Source organism: Bacillus sp. JZ34 (assembly GCF_053903205.1).
Genome location: NZ_CP096403.1, coordinates 1,286,586 through 1,303,999 on the forward strand (window position 1 = coordinate 1,286,586; position 17,414 = coordinate 1,303,999).

15 protein-coding genes and 1 riboswitch are annotated in these 17,414 nt (G+C 43.6%); of the genes, 12 read left to right on the plus strand and 3 right to left on the minus strand.

Going from position 1 to position 17,414, the window contains the following annotated elements; translation table 11 throughout:
- The first annotated feature begins 9 nt into the window (after window positions 1–9).
- The 9 genes from M1D90_RS06475 to M1D90_RS06515 all read left to right on the plus strand — a co-directional run bounded on the left by M1D90_RS06475 (window position 10) and on the right by M1D90_RS06515 (window position 9,726).
- Window positions 10–414: a DUF350 domain-containing protein gene (locus M1D90_RS06475; protein WP_003184198.1), complete on the plus strand. Its 405-nt coding sequence runs from the start codon at window positions 10–12 to the stop codon at window positions 412–414.
- Window positions 415–622: 208 nt separating this feature from the next.
- Window positions 623–2,302 (plus strand): AMP-binding protein, encoded by a 1,680-nt coding sequence (locus M1D90_RS06480; protein ID WP_456283202.1) that lies wholly within the window; start codon window positions 623–625, stop codon window positions 2,300–2,302.
- A 141-nt stretch (window positions 2,303–2,443) separates the two neighbouring features.
- Window positions 2,444–3,046 (plus strand): TetR/AcrR family transcriptional regulator, encoded by a 603-nt coding sequence (locus M1D90_RS06485; RefSeq protein WP_020452501.1) that lies wholly within the window; start codon window positions 2,444–2,446, stop codon window positions 3,044–3,046.
- A gap of 1 nt (window position 3,047) precedes the next feature.
- On the plus strand, window positions 3,048–3,824 hold the full coding sequence (locus M1D90_RS06490) for an enoyl-CoA hydratase (RefSeq protein ID WP_039072905.1): 777 nt from the start codon (window positions 3,048–3,050) through the stop codon (window positions 3,822–3,824).
- A 31-nt stretch (window positions 3,825–3,855) separates the two neighbouring features.
- Window positions 3,856–4,629: an electron transfer flavoprotein subunit beta/FixA family protein gene (locus M1D90_RS06495; protein WP_020452499.1), complete on the plus strand. Its 774-nt coding sequence runs from the start codon at window positions 3,856–3,858 to the stop codon at window positions 4,627–4,629.
- Between the two features lie 49 nt (window positions 4,630–4,678).
- Window positions 4,679–5,656: an electron transfer flavoprotein subunit alpha/FixB family protein gene (locus tag M1D90_RS06500; protein ID WP_283931399.1), complete on the plus strand. Its 978-nt coding sequence runs from the start codon at window positions 4,679–4,681 to the stop codon at window positions 5,654–5,656.
- A gap of 212 nt (window positions 5,657–5,868) precedes the next feature.
- A complete protein-coding gene (gene trxA / locus M1D90_RS06505; protein WP_020452497.1) occupies window positions 5,869–6,183 on the plus strand; it encodes a thioredoxin in 315 nt (104 codons plus the stop codon).
- A 145-nt stretch (window positions 6,184–6,328) separates the two neighbouring features.
- On the plus strand, window positions 6,329–8,101 hold the full coding sequence (uvrC, locus tag M1D90_RS06510; RefSeq protein ID WP_456283204.1) for an excinuclease ABC subunit UvrC: 1,773 nt from the start codon (window positions 6,329–6,331) through the stop codon (window positions 8,099–8,101).
- Between the two features lie 64 nt (window positions 8,102–8,165).
- Window positions 8,166–8,346: riboswitch (Lysine riboswitch) on the plus strand.
- Between the two features lie 147 nt (window positions 8,347–8,493).
- Window positions 8,494–9,726, plus strand: coding sequence for an aspartate kinase (locus tag M1D90_RS06515; protein WP_456283206.1), 1,233 nt, complete (start codon window positions 8,494–8,496; stop codon window positions 9,724–9,726).
- 568 nt (window positions 9,727–10,294) lie between these two features.
- On the opposite strand, the gene M1D90_RS06520 is transcribed toward M1D90_RS06515, so the two are convergent.
- Complete coding sequence (locus M1D90_RS06520; protein WP_328038255.1) at window positions 10,295–11,716, minus strand: sensor histidine kinase; 1,422 nt, start codon at window positions 11,714–11,716, stop codon at window positions 10,295–10,297.
- Between the two features lie 2 nt (window positions 11,717–11,718).
- Window positions 11,719–12,393 (minus strand): response regulator transcription factor, encoded by a 675-nt coding sequence (locus M1D90_RS06525; RefSeq protein ID WP_105980114.1) that lies wholly within the window; start codon window positions 12,391–12,393, stop codon window positions 11,719–11,721.
- A gap of 164 nt (window positions 12,394–12,557) precedes the next feature.
- On the opposite strand from M1D90_RS06525, the gene M1D90_RS06530 reads away from it, so the two are divergent.
- On the plus strand, window positions 12,558–13,307 hold the full coding sequence (locus M1D90_RS06530; protein WP_231006487.1) for an ABC transporter ATP-binding protein: 750 nt from the start codon (window positions 12,558–12,560) through the stop codon (window positions 13,305–13,307).
- Window positions 13,304–15,877 (plus strand): ABC transporter permease, encoded by a 2,574-nt coding sequence (locus M1D90_RS06535; RefSeq protein WP_456283208.1) that lies wholly within the window; start codon window positions 13,304–13,306, stop codon window positions 15,875–15,877. The genes M1D90_RS06530 and M1D90_RS06535 overlap by 4 nt, the downstream gene beginning before the upstream one ends.
- A 150-nt stretch (window positions 15,878–16,027) precedes the next feature.
- Here the strand turns inward: M1D90_RS06535 and M1D90_RS06540 are convergent, their stop codons facing one another.
- Window positions 16,028–16,471 carry a YslB family protein gene (locus M1D90_RS06540; protein ID WP_144498754.1) on the minus strand — a complete coding sequence of 148 codons (444 nt, stop codon included), beginning with the start codon at window positions 16,469–16,471 and terminating at the stop codon, window positions 16,028–16,030.
- Window positions 16,472–16,772: 301 nt separating this feature from the next.
- Here M1D90_RS06540 and M1D90_RS06545 point away from each other — a divergent pair, with 301 nt between their 5' ends.
- Window positions 16,773–17,381 (plus strand): succinate dehydrogenase cytochrome b558 subunit, encoded by a 609-nt coding sequence (locus M1D90_RS06545; protein ID WP_023855447.1) that lies wholly within the window; start codon window positions 16,773–16,775, stop codon window positions 17,379–17,381.
- The last annotated feature ends 33 nt before the right edge of the window (window positions 17,382–17,414 follow it).

The following is a 17,414-nucleotide window of genomic DNA, read 5'->3' on the forward strand; positions in this document are numbered from 1 at the left end:
TCTAGAAGGATGAAAGAGTTTTGGGAGAACAACCTTGTGGAAATTGCCGCGTACTACAGCGTTTCCGTTTTGTGTCTTGTGATATTTTTATCTGTGTTTGAACTCGTCACCACCTATAAAAATTGGGAGGAGATTCAAAAAGGAAACATGGCGGTCGCGATGGCAACAGGCGGAAAAATTTTAGGCATCGCCAACGTGCTGCAAAAATCGATCAGCCAGCATAATTCCCTGCTGCAAATGATGGGGTGGGGGCTGTTCGGTTTTATCCTGCTTTTGATCGGCTACTTCATTTTTGAATTTCTGACGCCGCGCTTTAAAATTGACAAGGAGATTGAAAACGACAACCGCGCAGTCGGCTTCATTTCATTCGTCATTTCAGTCGGCCTGTCATTTGTCGTGGCTTCGGGTATCTAAAGGGGATCAACATGGAGAAATTAGCGAAAGTCCTGTTTTTCACAGCTGGGGTATTTGTGGTTATCGGCCTGATTTATATGATCTTTTATGCTTGAAAAAGGTGTCCTTTAAAAGGGCGCCTTTTTTAAAAAGGAAAAATATCATTACTTTCTGAATATTGTTTTGATATACTGAAATCAAGAATATATTGTTTAAAAGGGGGGAGCTTATGCCGACTGAAAAACCGTGGCTGCGTCATTATCCCGAACAAATTCCTCACGAGCTGCAATTTGAAGATCAAACACTCCATTCCATCCTGCAACAATCCGCCCAACAGTTTTCTGAAAAAACAGCGATTCATTTTCTCGGAAAAAAATGTTCGTACCGGCAAGTTTATGAGGACGCTTTAAAAATGGCAGATTACCTGCTGTCACTCGGCATTCAAAAAGGAGACAGAGTCTCGATCATGCTGCCGAACTGCCCGCAGGCGGTTATCGCGTATTACGGCGTTCTTTTCTCCGGCGGCATCGTCGTCCAGACAAATCCGCTGTATACGGAAAGGGAGCTTGAACATCTGCTTCATGACAGCGGGGCAACCATCATCATTACGCTTGACATGCTGTACCCGGCAGCATATAAAATGAAAGCGCTGTCAAATATCCGGCACATCATTGCGACAAGCATAAAAGATTACCTGCCTTTCCCTAAAAATCTGCTGTACCCAATCGTGCAAAAAAAAGAGAATCAAATGTCGGTTGAGATCAATGAAAATGAGACGACACACCTCTTCCGAACCATCATGAAATGCCCCGTTCCAAGCGGTCCGCCGGGGATTGAAATCGATCCGGCCCACGACGTTGCCGTCCTGCAGTATACCGGAGGCACGACAGGCACGCCAAAAGGCGTCATGCTCAGCCACCGCAACATACTAGCCAATATGGAGATGTGCGATGCCTGGTTTTATCAATTTAATAAAGGGGAGGAGAAGGTGCTGGGGATCGTCCCGTTTTTTCACGTCTACGGAATGACGGCCGTCTTGAATTTCACGATCAGGCAGGGGTATGAAATGATTCTGCTGCCGAGATTTGACGCGCGCGCAGCGCTGAAAACGATCGATAAAGAAAAGCCGACGATATTTCCGGGGGCACCGACGATATATATCGCCCTGTTGAACCATCCTGATCTTCACCAATTTGATCTGTCATCAATTAAGAGCTGTTTGAGCGGATCTGCAGCGCTTCCTGTTGAAGTCAAACAGCAGTTTGAAAAGGTAACGGGCGGAAGGCTTGTCGAAGGTTACGGAATGTCTGAAACCTCGCCCGTCACTCACGCCAATTTTATTTGGGATTTGAATAAAGCGGGCAGTATCGGCTGTCCTTGGCCTGGTACAGACGCGGCTATCTATTCGGAAGAAACCGGCGGTTTTCTCGGACCTTATGAGCATGGAGAAATCGCCGTCAAAGGACCGCAGGTGATGAAGGGCTACTGGAACAATGATGAAGAAACCGCTCAAAGTCTAAGGGACGGCTGGTTTTTTACAGGGGACATCGGCTACATGGATAAAGACGGCTTCTTTTATATTGTCGACCGCAAAAAAGACGTGATCATTGCCGGGGGATACAACATTTACCCGCGTGAAATCGAAGAGGTGCTCTATGAGCACGAAGCCGTTCAGGAGGCGGTTGTTGCCGGCATCCCTGATGAATACAGAGGAGAAACGGTTAAGGCTTTTATAGTGCTGAAAGATCATGTTACAATAACGGAGAAGGAATTGGACGAATATGCCAGATCGCGTCTGGCTCCTTATAAAGTGCCGAAAGTATACGAGTTCAGGGACGAACTGCCGAAAACGGCAGTCGGGAAGATTTTAAGAAGAGCGCTCGTTCAAGAAGAAAAAACCGGCGTCTGAAAAAGCGAAGTCTGCCGTCGATTTTGACGGCATGCTTTTGTGGTGCGATTTGAGTTTAGCTTCTTGACAAAGCGTCCATTTTTATTTACGATAAACTCATGAATGAGTATTCATTCATTAATTTGAAAGGAACGAAGCCAATTGAAACAAAAGAGACCAAAGTATATGCAGATTATCGACGCAGCTGTCATTGTGATTGCAGAAAACGGATACCATCAGGCGCAGGTTTCGAAAATCGCCAAGCAGGCCGGAGTGGCGGACGGCACCATTTATCTTTATTTTAAAAACAAAGAAGATATTCTCATCTCGCTATTCAAAGAGAAAATGGGACAGTTTATCGAGCAGATGAACGAAGAAATGGAAGTGACAAATTCGGCGACAGAAAAGCTCACGCTGTTCATCAAAAAGCACTTTGAACTGCTCAGCAGCGATCGCCACCTCGCGATTGTCACCCAGCTTGAGCTGAGGCAGTCGAATCTTGAGCTGAGGCTGAAAATCAATGAGATTCTCAAAGGGTACTTGACGATCCTGGAAGACATCATCACCGAAGGAAAAGAAGCGGGAGAATTTAAGAGCACGCTTGATGTCCGCCTGGCGAAGCAGATGATTTTCGGTACGGTGGATGAGACGGTTACAACCTGGGTGATGAATGATCAAAAATACGATCTGCCAAAGCTGGCAGACAGCATTCATGAATTGCTGATCCATGGGTTCGGCAGCCAAAAGACGAAGGAGGAGAAATAAAATGGCAGCATTAACATACGCCGTAGACGACTATATCGCAACCATTACGATTCAGCACCCGCCGGCAAATGCGCTATCGACGCAAGTGCTTGAAGACCTTTCCGCATGTCTTGAGGAGCTTTCAGAACGTCAGGATGTCAGAAGCGTCATGATTCACGGGGAAGGAAGATTTTTCTCGGCAGGCGCTGACATTAAAGAGTTTACATCATTGATGGACGGGTCTGATTATGCAAATTTGGCTGATAAAGGCCAGCAGATTTTCGAAAAAGTAGAATCTTTTCCAAAGCCCGTGATCGCCGCGATTCACGGAGCTGCTCTTGGAGGAGGTCTGGAGCTTGCAATGGCATGCCACATCCGGATTGCCGAGGAGAGCGCTAAGCTCGGCCTTCCCGAACTGAATCTCGGAATCATTCCCGGCTTTGCGGGAACGCAGCGCCTTCCGAAGTATGTGGGCACCGCCAAAGCGCTTGAAATGATCGGGACATCAGAGCCGATATCCGGCAAGGAAGCTTTTGAATACGGCCTTGTCACGATTTTGGCGGCGAATGAAGAAGAAGTGCTGCAAAAGGCACAAGAGCTCGCGCGAAAATTCGCCGAAAAAAGTCCGCAGACGATGGCTTATGTCATTGAACTCCTGAATTCGAGCAAAGTGTATTCGTATGAAGGCGGCCTCAAGCTGGAAGGAAAATACTTCGGCGAAGTGTTCCAATCGGAGGATGCGAAGGAAGGGATTCAGGCATTTCTTGAAAAGCGGAAGCCGCATTTTAAAGGGAAATAACAAACGTGAAAACAAAGGGGATGAATAGAACATGAACATTTATGTCTTAATGAAGCGCACGTTTGATACAGAGGAGAAAATTCAGATTGAACAAGGGGAAATCAGCACGGATGGAGCGGAATTCATCATCAACCCGTACGATGAGTACGCCATTGAAGAAGCGCTTCAGCTGAAGGAGAAGCACGGCGGTGAGATTACGGTTGTCACAGTCGGCGAGGAAGAAGCTGAAAAAGAACTCAGGACGGCTCTGGCGATGGGGTGCGACAAAGCCGTTTTGATCAACATTGAAGACGATCTGGAAGAAGCGGACCAATATACGGCGTCAGCCATCCTATACAACTATTTGAAAGACCGCGAGTATGACATGATACTCGGCGGGAATGTGGCGATCGACGGGGGATCGGGACAGGTGGCGCCTCGTTTGGCCGAGCTGCTCGGCATCCCTTGTATCACGACGATTACAAAGCTGACGGTAAACGGCGGAGATGTTGAAGCGGAACGCGACGCCGAGGGTGACCTTGAAGTGATCCAAACGTCGCTTCCAATCGTAGCGACTGCACAGCAGGGGTTGAACGAACCGCGTTATCCGTCACTTCCGGGAATCATGAAGGCGAAGAAAAAGCCTCTTGAGGAGCTTGAACTTGATGATCTGGACATCGACGAGGAAGACGTGGCCGCCAAAACAAAAACGATCGAACGGTTCCTGCCTCCGAAAAAAGAAGCCGGGAAAATCCTTGAAGGGGAGCCGGAACAGCAGGCGGCAGACCTTGTATCACTGCTGAGAAGCGAAGCAAAGGTCGTTTGAAGCCGAAGGGAGCAAAAACACGGTCATTAAAATACAGGGGGAAATGGACATGAGCAAAAAAGTTATCGTATTGGGAGAGTTCAGGGACGGTTCGTTGAGAAATGTGACATTCGAAGCGATAGCCGCAGGAAAAACGGTTGCCGAAGGGGGAGAGGTGATCGGCGTTCTCTTCGGTGAAAGCGTTTCAAGCGATGCGGCACAACTGATCCATTACGGCGCTGACAGAGTGCTTACAGCCGAAAACCCGCTCTTGAAAAACTATACGTCTGACGGCTATGTTCAAGCCTTTATGCCGATCATTGAGCGCGAAAGTCCGGACGTGATCATTTTCGGCCATACGTCAATGGGCAAAGACTTGTCGCCGAAGCTTGCAGCCCGTATGGGAACAGGGCTGATATCAGATGCCGTCAACGTCGAAGTAGCCGGCGGCAACATCGTGTTTACAAGACCGATCTACTCAGGCAAAGCGTTTGAGCGGATCATTTCCGAAGATGAAACGATTTTTGCAACGATCAGACCGAATAATATTGCCCCGCTCGACAAAGATGAGACGCGAACGGGAGCGGTCGAAAGCATCGAAGTGGATATTCGGGACATCAGAACGGTTATCAAGGACATTGTCAAAAAAACGTCCGAAGGCGTCGATTTGTCTGAAGCGAAAATCATCGTAGCCGGCGGCCGCGGCGTCAAAAGCGAGGAAGGCTTTAAACCGCTGCAGGAGCTTGCCGACGTACTGGGCGGCGCGGTCGGCGCTTCAAGGGGAGCCTGTGACGCAGACTACTGCGACTATTCGCTTCAAATCGGCCAGACCGGCAAAGTCGTAACTCCAGACTTATATATCGCCTGCGGCATTTCAGGAGCGATTCAGCACCTCGCAGGGATGTCAAACAGCAAAATCATCGTTGCCATCAACAAAGATCCGGAAGCCGACATCTTTAAAATTGCCGACTACGGGATCGTCGGCGACTTATTTGAAATCGTTCCGCTGCTCACGGAGGAATTTAAAAAGCTGAGCGTCAGTACTTGATCAAAAGCCGGCCTGAAATGGCCGGCTTTTTACATAGGCACATTTCCGCCTTTTGCAAAATAACATGGAATAAGGACATTTTTAGAAAGGCTAAAATCCCGATGTGTAAAACTGCGCAGATAGGGAAATGTATAATCAAGCATTATGTTAGCGTGAACCAAAGGGAGATGCTATACTAAAAAGCATAATTTCACAATTGGAGGAATGAAAGAATGGCTATCGTAAAAGCAACTGATCAAACATTCTCATCTGAAACAAGTGAAGGCGTAGTTCTTGCCGACTTCTGGGCTCCTTGGTGCGGACCTTGCAAAATGATCGCGCCGGTACTTGAAGAGCTTGATCAAGAAATGGGAGACAAACTGAAAATCGTAAAAATCGATGTTGACGAAAACCAAGAAACTGCCGGCAAATACGGCGTGATGAGCATCCCGACTCTCCTCATACTAAAAGACGGCGAAGTGGTTGAAACATCTGTCGGCTTTAAACCGAAAGAAGCCCTTGAAGAACTGGTCAACAAACATTTGTAAAATAGAAACCTGTGAAAAAGGCGATTCCAAAGGGATCGCTTTTTTCTTACAACGCGCCATCTTCCTTCTCCAATTGTAGCGAACGTACGGTCGGTCATGGTAAACTGAAATGAAGAAAAAACGCCGAAACAAGGAAGGATTTTTGATGAACAAAAAAATCAAAGAAAAGCTGGCCCTTCTCCCGGATCAGCCTGGCTGCTACTTGATGAAAGACAGGCAGGATACCGTCATCTACGTCGGGAAAGCGAAAATCTTAAAAAACAGGGTCCGCTCCTATTTCAGCGGGTCCCATGATGCCAAAACACAGCGTCTTGTCAGTGAAATTGAAGATTTTGAATACATTGTCACCTCCTCGAACATCGAAGCGCTCATTCTTGAAATGAATTTAATCAAAAAGTACGACCCGAAATATAACGTGATGCTGAAAGATGATAAAAGCTACCCGTTTATTAAAATCACGAACGAGCGGCATCCGAAGCTGATTGTCACGAGGAAGGTCAAAAAAGACAAAGGCCGCTATTTCGGGCCGTATCCCAATGTCCAGGCTGCGAGGGAAACAAAAAAGCTGCTGGACCGCCTCTATCCGCTCAGAAAGTGCGCCAAACTGCCGGACCGCGTCTGTTTGTACTATCATCTCGGACAATGTCTGGCGCCATGCGTATATGATGTGTCTGAGGAGACAAACCGACAGCTCACAGAAGAAATCACCCGCTTTTTAAAGGGCGGATACAATGAAGTCAAGAAAGAACTTGAAGCAAAAATGCTCGAAGCCTCGGAAAACCTGCAGTTCGAACGGGCGAAAGAATTCCGCGATCAAATGGCCCATATCGAGTCAACGATGGAAAAACAGAAAATGATGCTGAATGACATGGTTGACCGCGATGTATTTGCCTATTCGTATGACAAGGGCTGGATGTGCGTCCAGGTCTTCTTTATCAGGCAGGGCAAATTGATTGAAAGAGATGTCAGCATGTTTCCTTTATACAGGGAAGCAGACGAGGAGTTTTTGACGTTCATCGGGCAATTTTACTCAAAAAACAACCATCTCCTCCCAAGGGAAATTTTGGTTCCAGACAGCGTCGATAAGGACATGATTGAGGAGCTTTTGGACGTGAACGTGCGCCAGCCGAAAAGGGGAGCGAAGAAAGACCTGCTGCTCCTTGCCCATAAAAATGCAAAGCTCGCTTTGAAAGAGAAGTTTTCGCTCATTGAACGGGACGAAGAGCGGACGATCGGCGCGATTGAAAAGCTCGGCAAAGCACTGGGCATCTACACGCCGTACCGAATTGAAGCGTTTGATAATTCAAATATTCAAGGAACGGACCCCGTTTCGGCGATGGTCGTCTTTCTCGACGGAAAACCGCATAAAAAAGAGTACCGCAAATATAAGATTAAGACGGTTGAAGGCCCTGACGACTACGGGTCAATGCGCGAAGTCATCAGAAGAAGATATACAAGGGTGCTGAAAGAGAATCTGCCGCTGCCTGATTTAGTATTGATCGACGGCGGAAAAGGCCAGGTGTCTGCCGCCCTTGACGTTTTGGAAAATGAATTGGGGCTCGATGTCCCTGTTGCCGGTCTGGTGAAAGATGATAAACACAGAACTTCCAACCTTTTGATCGGCGACCCCCTTGAGATCGTCCAGCTTGAGCGGAACAGCCAGGAATTTTACCTGCTTCAGCGCATTCAGGATGAAGTGCACAGGTTTGCGATCAGCTTCCACAGGCAGCTCAGGGGAAAAAGCGCATTTCAATCGGTGCTCGACGGCATACCGGGCGTCGGCGAACAGCGGAAAAAACTGCTGTTAAAACATTTCGGTTCCGTTAAGAAAATGAAGGAAGCGAGCGCCGAAGATATCCGCAAGCTCGGCATCCCCCTGAAGACGGCGCAGCTGATTGAAGAGGCTTTGAAAAAATAATGTTGAACTTTTAAAAAGAATCTGATAGAATTTGTACTAATTTCATAATAAGATCGTGTGATATGGTGAAGATAGAGGTGCGAACTTCAAGAGTAGGCTTGATGAGGAAGATGGATTCCGATGAAAAAAGCCGAAAGGGGAGCGTCGCCGAAGCGGGGAAAAAATCCATTCGTTTTTCCTGCTGGCTTTACATTGAATAAATGTAAGGCTGTCAAGAAATCATTTCTTGGAGGGCTATCTCGTTGTTAAAATCATCGGCATTTTTGTTGGTTAAAGCAATGAGGGAATTCTCTCATTGCTTTTTTTGTACGAAAAAACCGTACAGCCCGCCGGTCAAGTTTTCCTCTTCATACATAAACAAGCACGAACGAAAACAAAAAGGGTGGTATTTGATGGGTCTCATCGTCCAAAAATTTGGCGGAACTTCAGTAGGATCAGTGGAAAAAATATTGAATGTCGCAAACCGCGTCATCGAGGAAAAACAGCGCGGTCATGATGTTGTCGTCGTCGTTTCAGCGATGGGCAAATCGACGGACTCCCTCGTCGCGCTTGCTAAGGAAATTACCGAGCAGCCGGGCAGCAGGGAAATGGATATGCTGCTGACAACAGGAGAACAGGTGACAATTTCGCTGTTGACAATGGCTTTGCAGAACAAGGGGTATGATGCGGTTTCCTATACAGGCTGGCAGGCCGGCATCGAAACCGAAAATATTCACGGCAACGCAAGAATTACGAACATTGATACAGGCAAGCTGAAAGAGCGTCTGAATGAAGGGAAAATCGCCGTTGTCGCCGGATTCCAGGGGACGACAGCGGAAGGTGAAATCACAACGCTCGGCAGAGGCGGATCAGATACGACAGCCGTTGCCCTCGCAGCTGCCCTGAAAGCCGATAAATGCGACATTTACACCGATGTACCGGGGGTTTTCACAACCGATCCCCGCTATGTGAAAACAGCGCGGAAGCTGGCCGGAATCTCCTACGATGAAATGCTTGAGCTTGCCAATCTTGGAGCAGGCGTCCTGCATCCGAGAGCTGTTGAATTTGCGAAAAACTATCAGGTGCCTTTGGAAGTCCGTTCAAGCACCGAAAAAGAAGCCGGCACATTAATCGAGGAGGAATCATCAATGGAACAAAATTTAATTGTAAGAGGCATTGCATTTGAAGATCAGATCACACGCGTGACCGTATGCGGCCTGGCGAGCGGCTTGACGACGCTGTCAACGATTTTTACAACGCTCGCCAAACAGAACATCAACGTTGACATCATCATTCAATCAGTGACAAGCACAAGCCAAACGTCAATTTCTTTCTCCGTGAAAACGGAAGACTTAAAACGGACGGTCGAAGTTCTCGAAGAATACAAAGACGCGCTCGACTATGAACAGATTGAAACGGAAAACAGGCTGGCCAAAGTCTCGATCGTCGGTTCAGGCATGATCTCCAACCCGGGAGTAGCAGCGGAAATGTTCGCTGTGCTGGCGGAAAAAAACATCCAGGTCAAAATGGTCAGCACATCCGAAATCAAAGTTTCGACTGTCGTCAACGAAGGCGATATGGTGAAAGCTGTTGAAGCGCTGCATGATGCTTTTGAACTGTCGAAAATAAGCATAGCTGCGAATTAAACATCCTGCAATTTGCTAGCAGGAGGAGAATGGTATGTAATCAGAGTTAGTAAGGGCTAATGCAAAGTCGAATAAGGCGGGAAATCCGCGAAAATGAAGATGAATATTTTTCCTTAGGGAGCTCAATCATATCGCTGTTTTCCGCTCTGATAAGCTTTTATCCATTGTTTGTTGTGGAATGGCTCCAGATAGTCGGGAGACGATTGATAATAACACAGAGCGATTTTACGGTGCTGCATCCTTTTTCTTCGTAAAATATATCCGCGGTCCCCGCCTATGACACTTTGTGCGAAATAAATTTGATTAAACATAGCCCAATACGGTTGCGATGTTTGTAATACCGAATCAGCCAGAGGCCAAATTTTATTCCTTTTTGATATAAATAATAGGATAGGCCGAAAAATAAAAAGTTACTTTTCAGCTATTGGTTGGCTGTTTTGGTTTCTACTTGATGTATGGGTCCTTTTTTCATATTCAAGCTATGTGCTTTTATTGTATGATGAGCGATTTCTTTATTGCTTTTTCTATATCATCTAAAACAAGCGATCAAAAAAAGTATGATGATTAATCATGATCCATTAGGTAATGGCAAATATAATTTAAAAACGGCACCTTGTTTGTTATGGTTTTCTGCAGTGATTTTACCTCCATGCACTTCTAAAATCTCCTTGCTTATGGCTAAGCCCAATCCGGCTCCTCCTGTTTTTCGATTGCGAGAGGTTTCTCCTCTGTAAAGCGGCGTAAATATCTGGTCTAACTCGGACTCGTGCAGTCCCTTTCCTTTATCCCGAATGGCAATAACAGCGTATTTTTTCTCTTCGAACAGTGAAACGTAGATGTCGCTGTTTTTAAAAGAAAATCTTATGGCATTGTCTATTATGTTGTAAAAAGCTCTGGAAAAAAGCTCGGGATCTGCATAAACATATGTATCACCTTCAGGAATTGATTTTATGAGATGAATTCCCTTTTCTTCTAATATTGCTGAGTAATCGTTCAGGTAATCGTCAAGTAAGCGGTTTAGGTTTACAAACTCTACACTTGGTTTTTCTTTGTAAAGTTCTAGCTTCGTGTACGAGAATAGGTCTGACACTAAATGATTCAGCATATCCGCTTTATTTCTGCATGTCACAATATATTTCTTTACTTTTTCAGGGGCTTGGTGTAATTGCTTTTCTATAATTTCTAGATATCCCCGGATTGTAAATATTGGTGTTCGTAAATCATGCACGATAGAAGCAATAAACAGTTTTCTTTCGTTTTCAAGTGATTGTTGTTTGGCTAATGATTTCTTTAGCTGCAGCTGCATAGACTTAAATCCGTTTGATACTTCATGAATTTCTGTAACACGTGAAGAAGGAAGAGAAAAATTGAAATCCTGCTTTGAAATGAGCTGTGATGTTTTCTCCAGTGCAGTCAACGGAATTAATACTTGTTTATTCATAAACCATGCAGCTGTCGCCAAAAGCATTAGGAAAACAAATAATGCGATGAATAAGCCTCCATACTGTTCTAGAAAACTGTTTTCTGGACCATTGAAAGCATGGAGTGCAGGCCTTTTATCTTGAACATATAAAATGCCTGCGAGTTTTTTGTTCTGATATACATAATATTCTTCAAGAAGATAGTTTGTATTCCCAACTGAGTAATCTGCTGTTTGCTCTATTTTTGTAATCTGATGATTATCTGGTTTTTCTACTGTTGAAAATAAGACTTTTTGATCTTTGTTTAGCAAGCGTATCCCTATATGAAGCTCATCAGTTTTATGATGTATTTGTTTTTGCCACTCTTTTTTGTTCCAATTTTCCGGCTGATTTAGAATGTTTTGTTCCAGCCAAGGCATTATATCTTCTATTTCAATAGAATTTGTTTTTGATTCATTATAAAAATGGACGGCCATTTTTGTAGTAAGAATGGGGAGCAAAATAAATGCAATCATGAAGAGAAACAGCCATTTTTTTATTGTCAGTCTTTTTTTATGCCCCTCTAACATGTTTATGCCCCCTCCACAAATTTGTATCCGACACCCCAGACAGTTAGGATCCACCGCGGCCGAGAGGGAGTTTCTTCAATTTTTTCCCTGATTCTCGCGACGAATACCCTTACTGTATGCGGATCACTATAATGCTCCCCCCATATAAATTGGATAATTTGATCGTGTGTAAATACTTGATGGGGATGTCTGCTAAGTAGAGATAATAAGTCAAATTCCTTTGAGGTGAGGGAAACTTTTCTTCCGTGTATATGTACTTCTCGGGATAAGTAATCAATTGTAAGGCCGTTGAATGAGTGTCCGGGTTTTTGCTGTCCGGAGCGCCGTCTCACTGCTTTGATTCTGGCTACAATCTCACCTGGTGTTGCCGTTTTTACAATATAATCATCACCCCCGACACTTAATCCCCTGATTTTATCGGTTGGATCCTCTTTGGCGCTTAAAAATAAGATAGGGACATCCTTTATGTCTCTCAGCTTCTTGCATATCGAAAAGCCTGATTCCCCCGGCATCATTACATCTAGTAAGATACAGTCGACCTCTTGTTTGTTGACAATGGAGAGGGCTTGTTCTCCATTAAATGCTGTTAGAACATTGTAATTCTCGATCTCCAGAAAGTCTTTCATCAGTTCAATAATTTCTGCATCATCATCGACGACTAAAATGGTTTCTTTCATTATCGCCATTCCTTTCTGTTTTGCTTCTGAATAACATTATGACGTTTTTTTGGTAATTGCGGAATATGTGTGAATAAATCTTGATATTTTATTGATATTTTATTAACGCCCTATTGAGTTTAGCTATTTAAAATGAAACTGAACTATAAAAAGAGGTGAAAAACATGAGAGCTTCAGTCCTGCAAACTAAAAAGTTATCAAAGTCATATGGAGAGGGAGCACATCAATTTTTTGCATTGAGAAATATTGATTTGGATATAAAAAAAGGTGAATTTACAGCCATTATGGGTCCTAGCGGCTCGGGAAAGTCTACGTTATTAAATATGCTGTCAGGGCTAGATAAACCAACTTCAGGAGAAGTCACACTAGACGGTATTCATTTATCTCATTGCAATGAGGCTCAAATTACACAACTCAGAAGAGATAATATCGGTTTTATTTTCCAAATGTTTAATTTGATTCCTGTTCTAACGGCGGAGGAGAATATAACGCTTCCTATACTCCTAGCTGGAAAGAAAGATAAATCGGTAAATAAAAAGGCAAATGATTTGCTGCAATTATTAGGGATTGGAAGACTCGCTTCTTCTTATCCGTCCCAGATGTCAGGGGGACAGCAGCAGCGGGTTGCAATTGCAAGAGCGCTTATTATGGAACCCAGTATCGTATTAGCAGATGAACCAACCGGAAGTCTTGATACAAAAACTGGTGATGCCATTTTGACAATTCTCCGCCACTTTTGCGATACGAAAAAACAATCGCTTATCATGGTGACGCATGATGCAAATGTGGCTTCACATGCACATCGGATTATATTTATGAAGGACGGGGAATTGGCGGGAGATATTCAGCTCACTGCGACTCCTAAAGTAAATTTAAGCCATATCACTAAAAGATTAGAGGATGTATACGCATGAAATTAACTGCTCAATTGGCTTGGCGATTTTTGAAAGCAAGAAGAGCCAGGTCTATATTTGCTGTGATCGGTATTAGTCTTGGGGTTATGCTGCTCATTATTTCGCAAATCATGATGACAACTTTAGAACAATCAAACGAAAAATCTGTGTTGGAAAAATACGGAGATTTTGATTTGGTTTCAGGTTATAACGGATCAACCAAAAAATTGAGTGCGAAAGATTTGCAAAAGATAGAGGGATTTCCAGATGTAGATCAAATAACCCCGATGTTATTTCCGTATGCAAGTGAAGATATGCCGGCTGCTGTTGCATCTCAGCCTGTTTATATAGGCTTTAAACATCACCAATTGGCTATGGAGCACCCGCTGGTTTCCATCGGTAAAGGTGGATTTCCGAAAGCTCAGGAAGTGGTAATCCCTGCTCGATATGCAAAAGCTAAGGGCTTGGATATTGATTCTGAAATTAGTTTCCCTTTTCCTCCAGGGGACGACGTAAAGGTACGAGTATCTGGTATTTTAAATGAAAGCGAGCAATTAAATAATATCGTCATTTTTGATTATGATTGGCTCGCAGCACAAACTCATAATGTAAATAAAGCAACGGCAGTCATGCTGAAATTAAATCAATCAGCTGATAAACAAAAAGTAATAGAGGATTTAAAGGAACATTTTGCAGACATATCCATTGATCAACGAAAGGCGATGACGACAGAGAAAGAACAACTGGGCGGGTTAAAACCGATTGTCAACGGTTTATCAATTACAGTCTTGTTAGGAAGCCTTTTAATCGTAGTCAGCACTTTGCAAATGTCGGTTCAAGAAAGACAAAAGGAATTAGCAACATTAAGACTTTTAGGCGGAAAGCCTGCCCAATTGTTTTATATGGTCATCTGGGAAGCTTTTCTGATAGGGACTATGGCTGCATTAATAGGAACGGTTACAGGTACTGTACTATGTTATGCCCTGACAAATATTGTTGAACAATTTATAGGCTATTCCATCCAATCAATATCAATCCCGGCAAAAAGTATAATCATTTCGTTTTTTGGAAGCATTCTTTTGACTGTCTTAGCAGCAACAATACCAGCTTTATCGACTAGCAGGCTTTCTCCTATCGCTGCATACAGCCAAAAAATCAGTAAAAGTAAAGCGGAATCAAAAGGAACCATTATCGGCCTGACCATGATTTTGCTATTGCTGGCAGCTATGACATTTGCAGTGCATAAAAGCGGAGGAAGCGGCAGCTTCAGTATTCTGTTAGGGGTATCATTTGTACTCATTATGTTTGTGATGACTCCTGCAGTATTGAGGATCATTGTAACGGCACTAACTTTTCTCTTAAGGCCGTTTTATCAAATGGAAAGCATGATTGCCGGAAGAAATGCTCTGAAAAGAATGAGAAGAAGTCAGCAAATTGCCAGGGTATTAACGTTAGCAGTCATTGTTGGATTCGTTGGATATATGATTTTGCAAGCTGTTGTCAGTCAAACAGAAAAAACAATATCAAAACAATATCCGCTTGATTATGTCATACAGGCTACAGAAGCCTCGTATGAACCAGGTTTCTCTTCTTCAATTATAAAACAAATTGATCATATGAACGGAGTTGAAACAATCCCGGTTCAAACAAGTATATTAACACATACTTTGGATTTAGATATAAAAAAAGTAGATTCAAACTGGAACGGGCAATTTATGACCGTAAACGGAAAAAAAGAAGTTTTAACGAGTGTGGGTGGCCTGGATTTGGAAAAAGTACGCAACACTGCCCCTTTTGAAATTGTGAAAGGCCGAATTGATCACCTTAAAGATGATGAGGCCGTGATTACGAAACAATTCTCTGAGGACATCGGGTTTCGAGTCGGAGATACAGTCACATTGGAACCAGATGAATTAAGTGAAGTTTCTGGCAAGAAGCCATTTACATTACGCATTGTCGGTGTGGTTGACGAAGTGCCTATTTTACCTGATGAAGATTTAAGATTCTTTACTAATGAGACTACGTTAAAAGAGTTATTTCATCTTCAAAAAACAGAACAAATATTTTTTAATATTAAGGACCAAAGTGAAAAAGGCCATATAAAGGCCAAAATTGAGAAACTGATGGAAAATCCCCAATATCAAGATGCTATTTTGTATGATAGAAAAGAAGAAATGGATAAATTTTATCAACAGTACAAACAGCGTATTGTATTATTGGGAAGCAGCGTGTTAATCATCACCTTAATTGCACTTGTTGGCTTAATGAATAGTATGGCAAGCAATTTAAGGGAAAGTAAAAAAGAGTTTGCGATGATGAGAGCCATAGGTGGAAAGCCGTGGCAAATCGTTCGACTCGCTTTATATGAAGGAATTGTTATTTCATTAGCTGGCTGTATAATGGGTTTAATTTCAAGCGTTATACTGGGGTATAATCTATTATCAGCTTTAGATGTAAAGAACCTCGAAATACCTTATGTGATAATTTTCATCATATTATTAATAAGTCCGTTACTGGGTATTCTATCTGCCCTTCCTTCTGCACTGTGGCTTTCAAAAAGTAACTTAGTAAAATCGGTGTTTGAAGATTAATTTTTAAGCATAACCGTTTCTAACGTGCTGGAAGAATGAAGCAGTGGATGTGTGATTTGCCGATATTCTCAACAGAAGGTTTAAGAATGTGTGTCTATTTGGGTTTTATTGTAAAAAGGCTGCTGAAAATCAACAGCAGCCTTTCGAGCATCATACCGGATCTTTCATATCCCATTTGACGGTCAATACAACTTTTCCGGCTCTTTTTTTCACTTGTTCATACGATTCGGCAATTTGTTCGTTCATCAGCTGGATTTGCTCGGCGATAAATCCGGCTTCTAGCTGAAAGCAGGGTTCCTTTTGATATTTGAGGCGGTTTGAGACCAGCGGGCCTTCGAGCTCAAACTCAAGCTCCTGTTTTTTTGAATGGGCGATCGTAAGCGTTCCCCAGCCTGCATCCAGAAAGAAAGCGGGAAGATCCTCCCTGGATTCAAGCGGGAACTTGCGGGCGAGCTTTTTTCCCGCCCAGTACATCATATCTGCGTAGTCTTGTCCCAGCATATCGGGAAGCAGCACTTCCCTGATCAACTCATAGCCATATGCGGAGACTTCCAGCTCTTTTAATTGCGCTAAGTTTGCTTCATATTTGTTCATATCCAATGTCTCCCCTCTTTTCTCCGTTTATTATAGCTTAAATGGGGTGAAAGATTACAGCGGGGACATGCAATTAGGAAGAAAAAAATCTGATATATTTATATTTTGATAAAATAAAATTTTCTAAAATATGATTAAATTTTAGAAAATTTCAATTTATGTACGCGTTTTCTTGACGCCTATTTCTCATAGGAGTAAAATGAAATTGTCATAAAAACTTAACAAAGTGCGATATTTGAAACAGGACGGGGGATAGGAGACCTTTCATTTTTACTGCACTTTTCAACTAGGGGGTAAAGCAATGGCCGGGAACAGAGAGTTTGTTTATCGAAGACTGCATTCTTTACTTGGCGTCATACCGGTAGGCATATTTTTAATCCAGCATTTGGTTGTCAACCATTTTGCGGCAAGCGGAGAGGAGGCGTTTAATAACGCCGCTCACTTTATGGAAAACCTGCCGTTCAGGTACGTCTTGGAAATCTTCGTGATTTTCCTTCCGCTGATTTATCATGCTGTTTATGGAGTATACATAGCTTTTACAGCGAAAAACAATGCGAACAGATTCGGCTTTTTTAGAAACTGGATGTTCGTTCTGCAGCGGATTACAGGAATCGTTACCTTGATTTTTGTCAGCTGGCACGTGTGGCAAACACGGATTGCCGCTCAAATGGGGGCAGAAGTAAACTTTGACATGATGGCTGATATTTTGAGCTCCCCGATCATGCTCGGCTTTTACATTGTAGGTGTCCTCTCAACAATCTTCCACTTTTCAAACGGTTTATGGTCGTTTGCTGTCACTTGGGGAATCACCGTTTCTCCTCGCTCACAGCGAATCGCCACGTTTGTGACAATGGGAGTCTTTGTTGTGTTGTCCTATGTAGGGCTGAGAGCGATTTTGGCATTTGTGTAAAAGAACTAGATTACTAGAGGGAGTGGGGCAGGC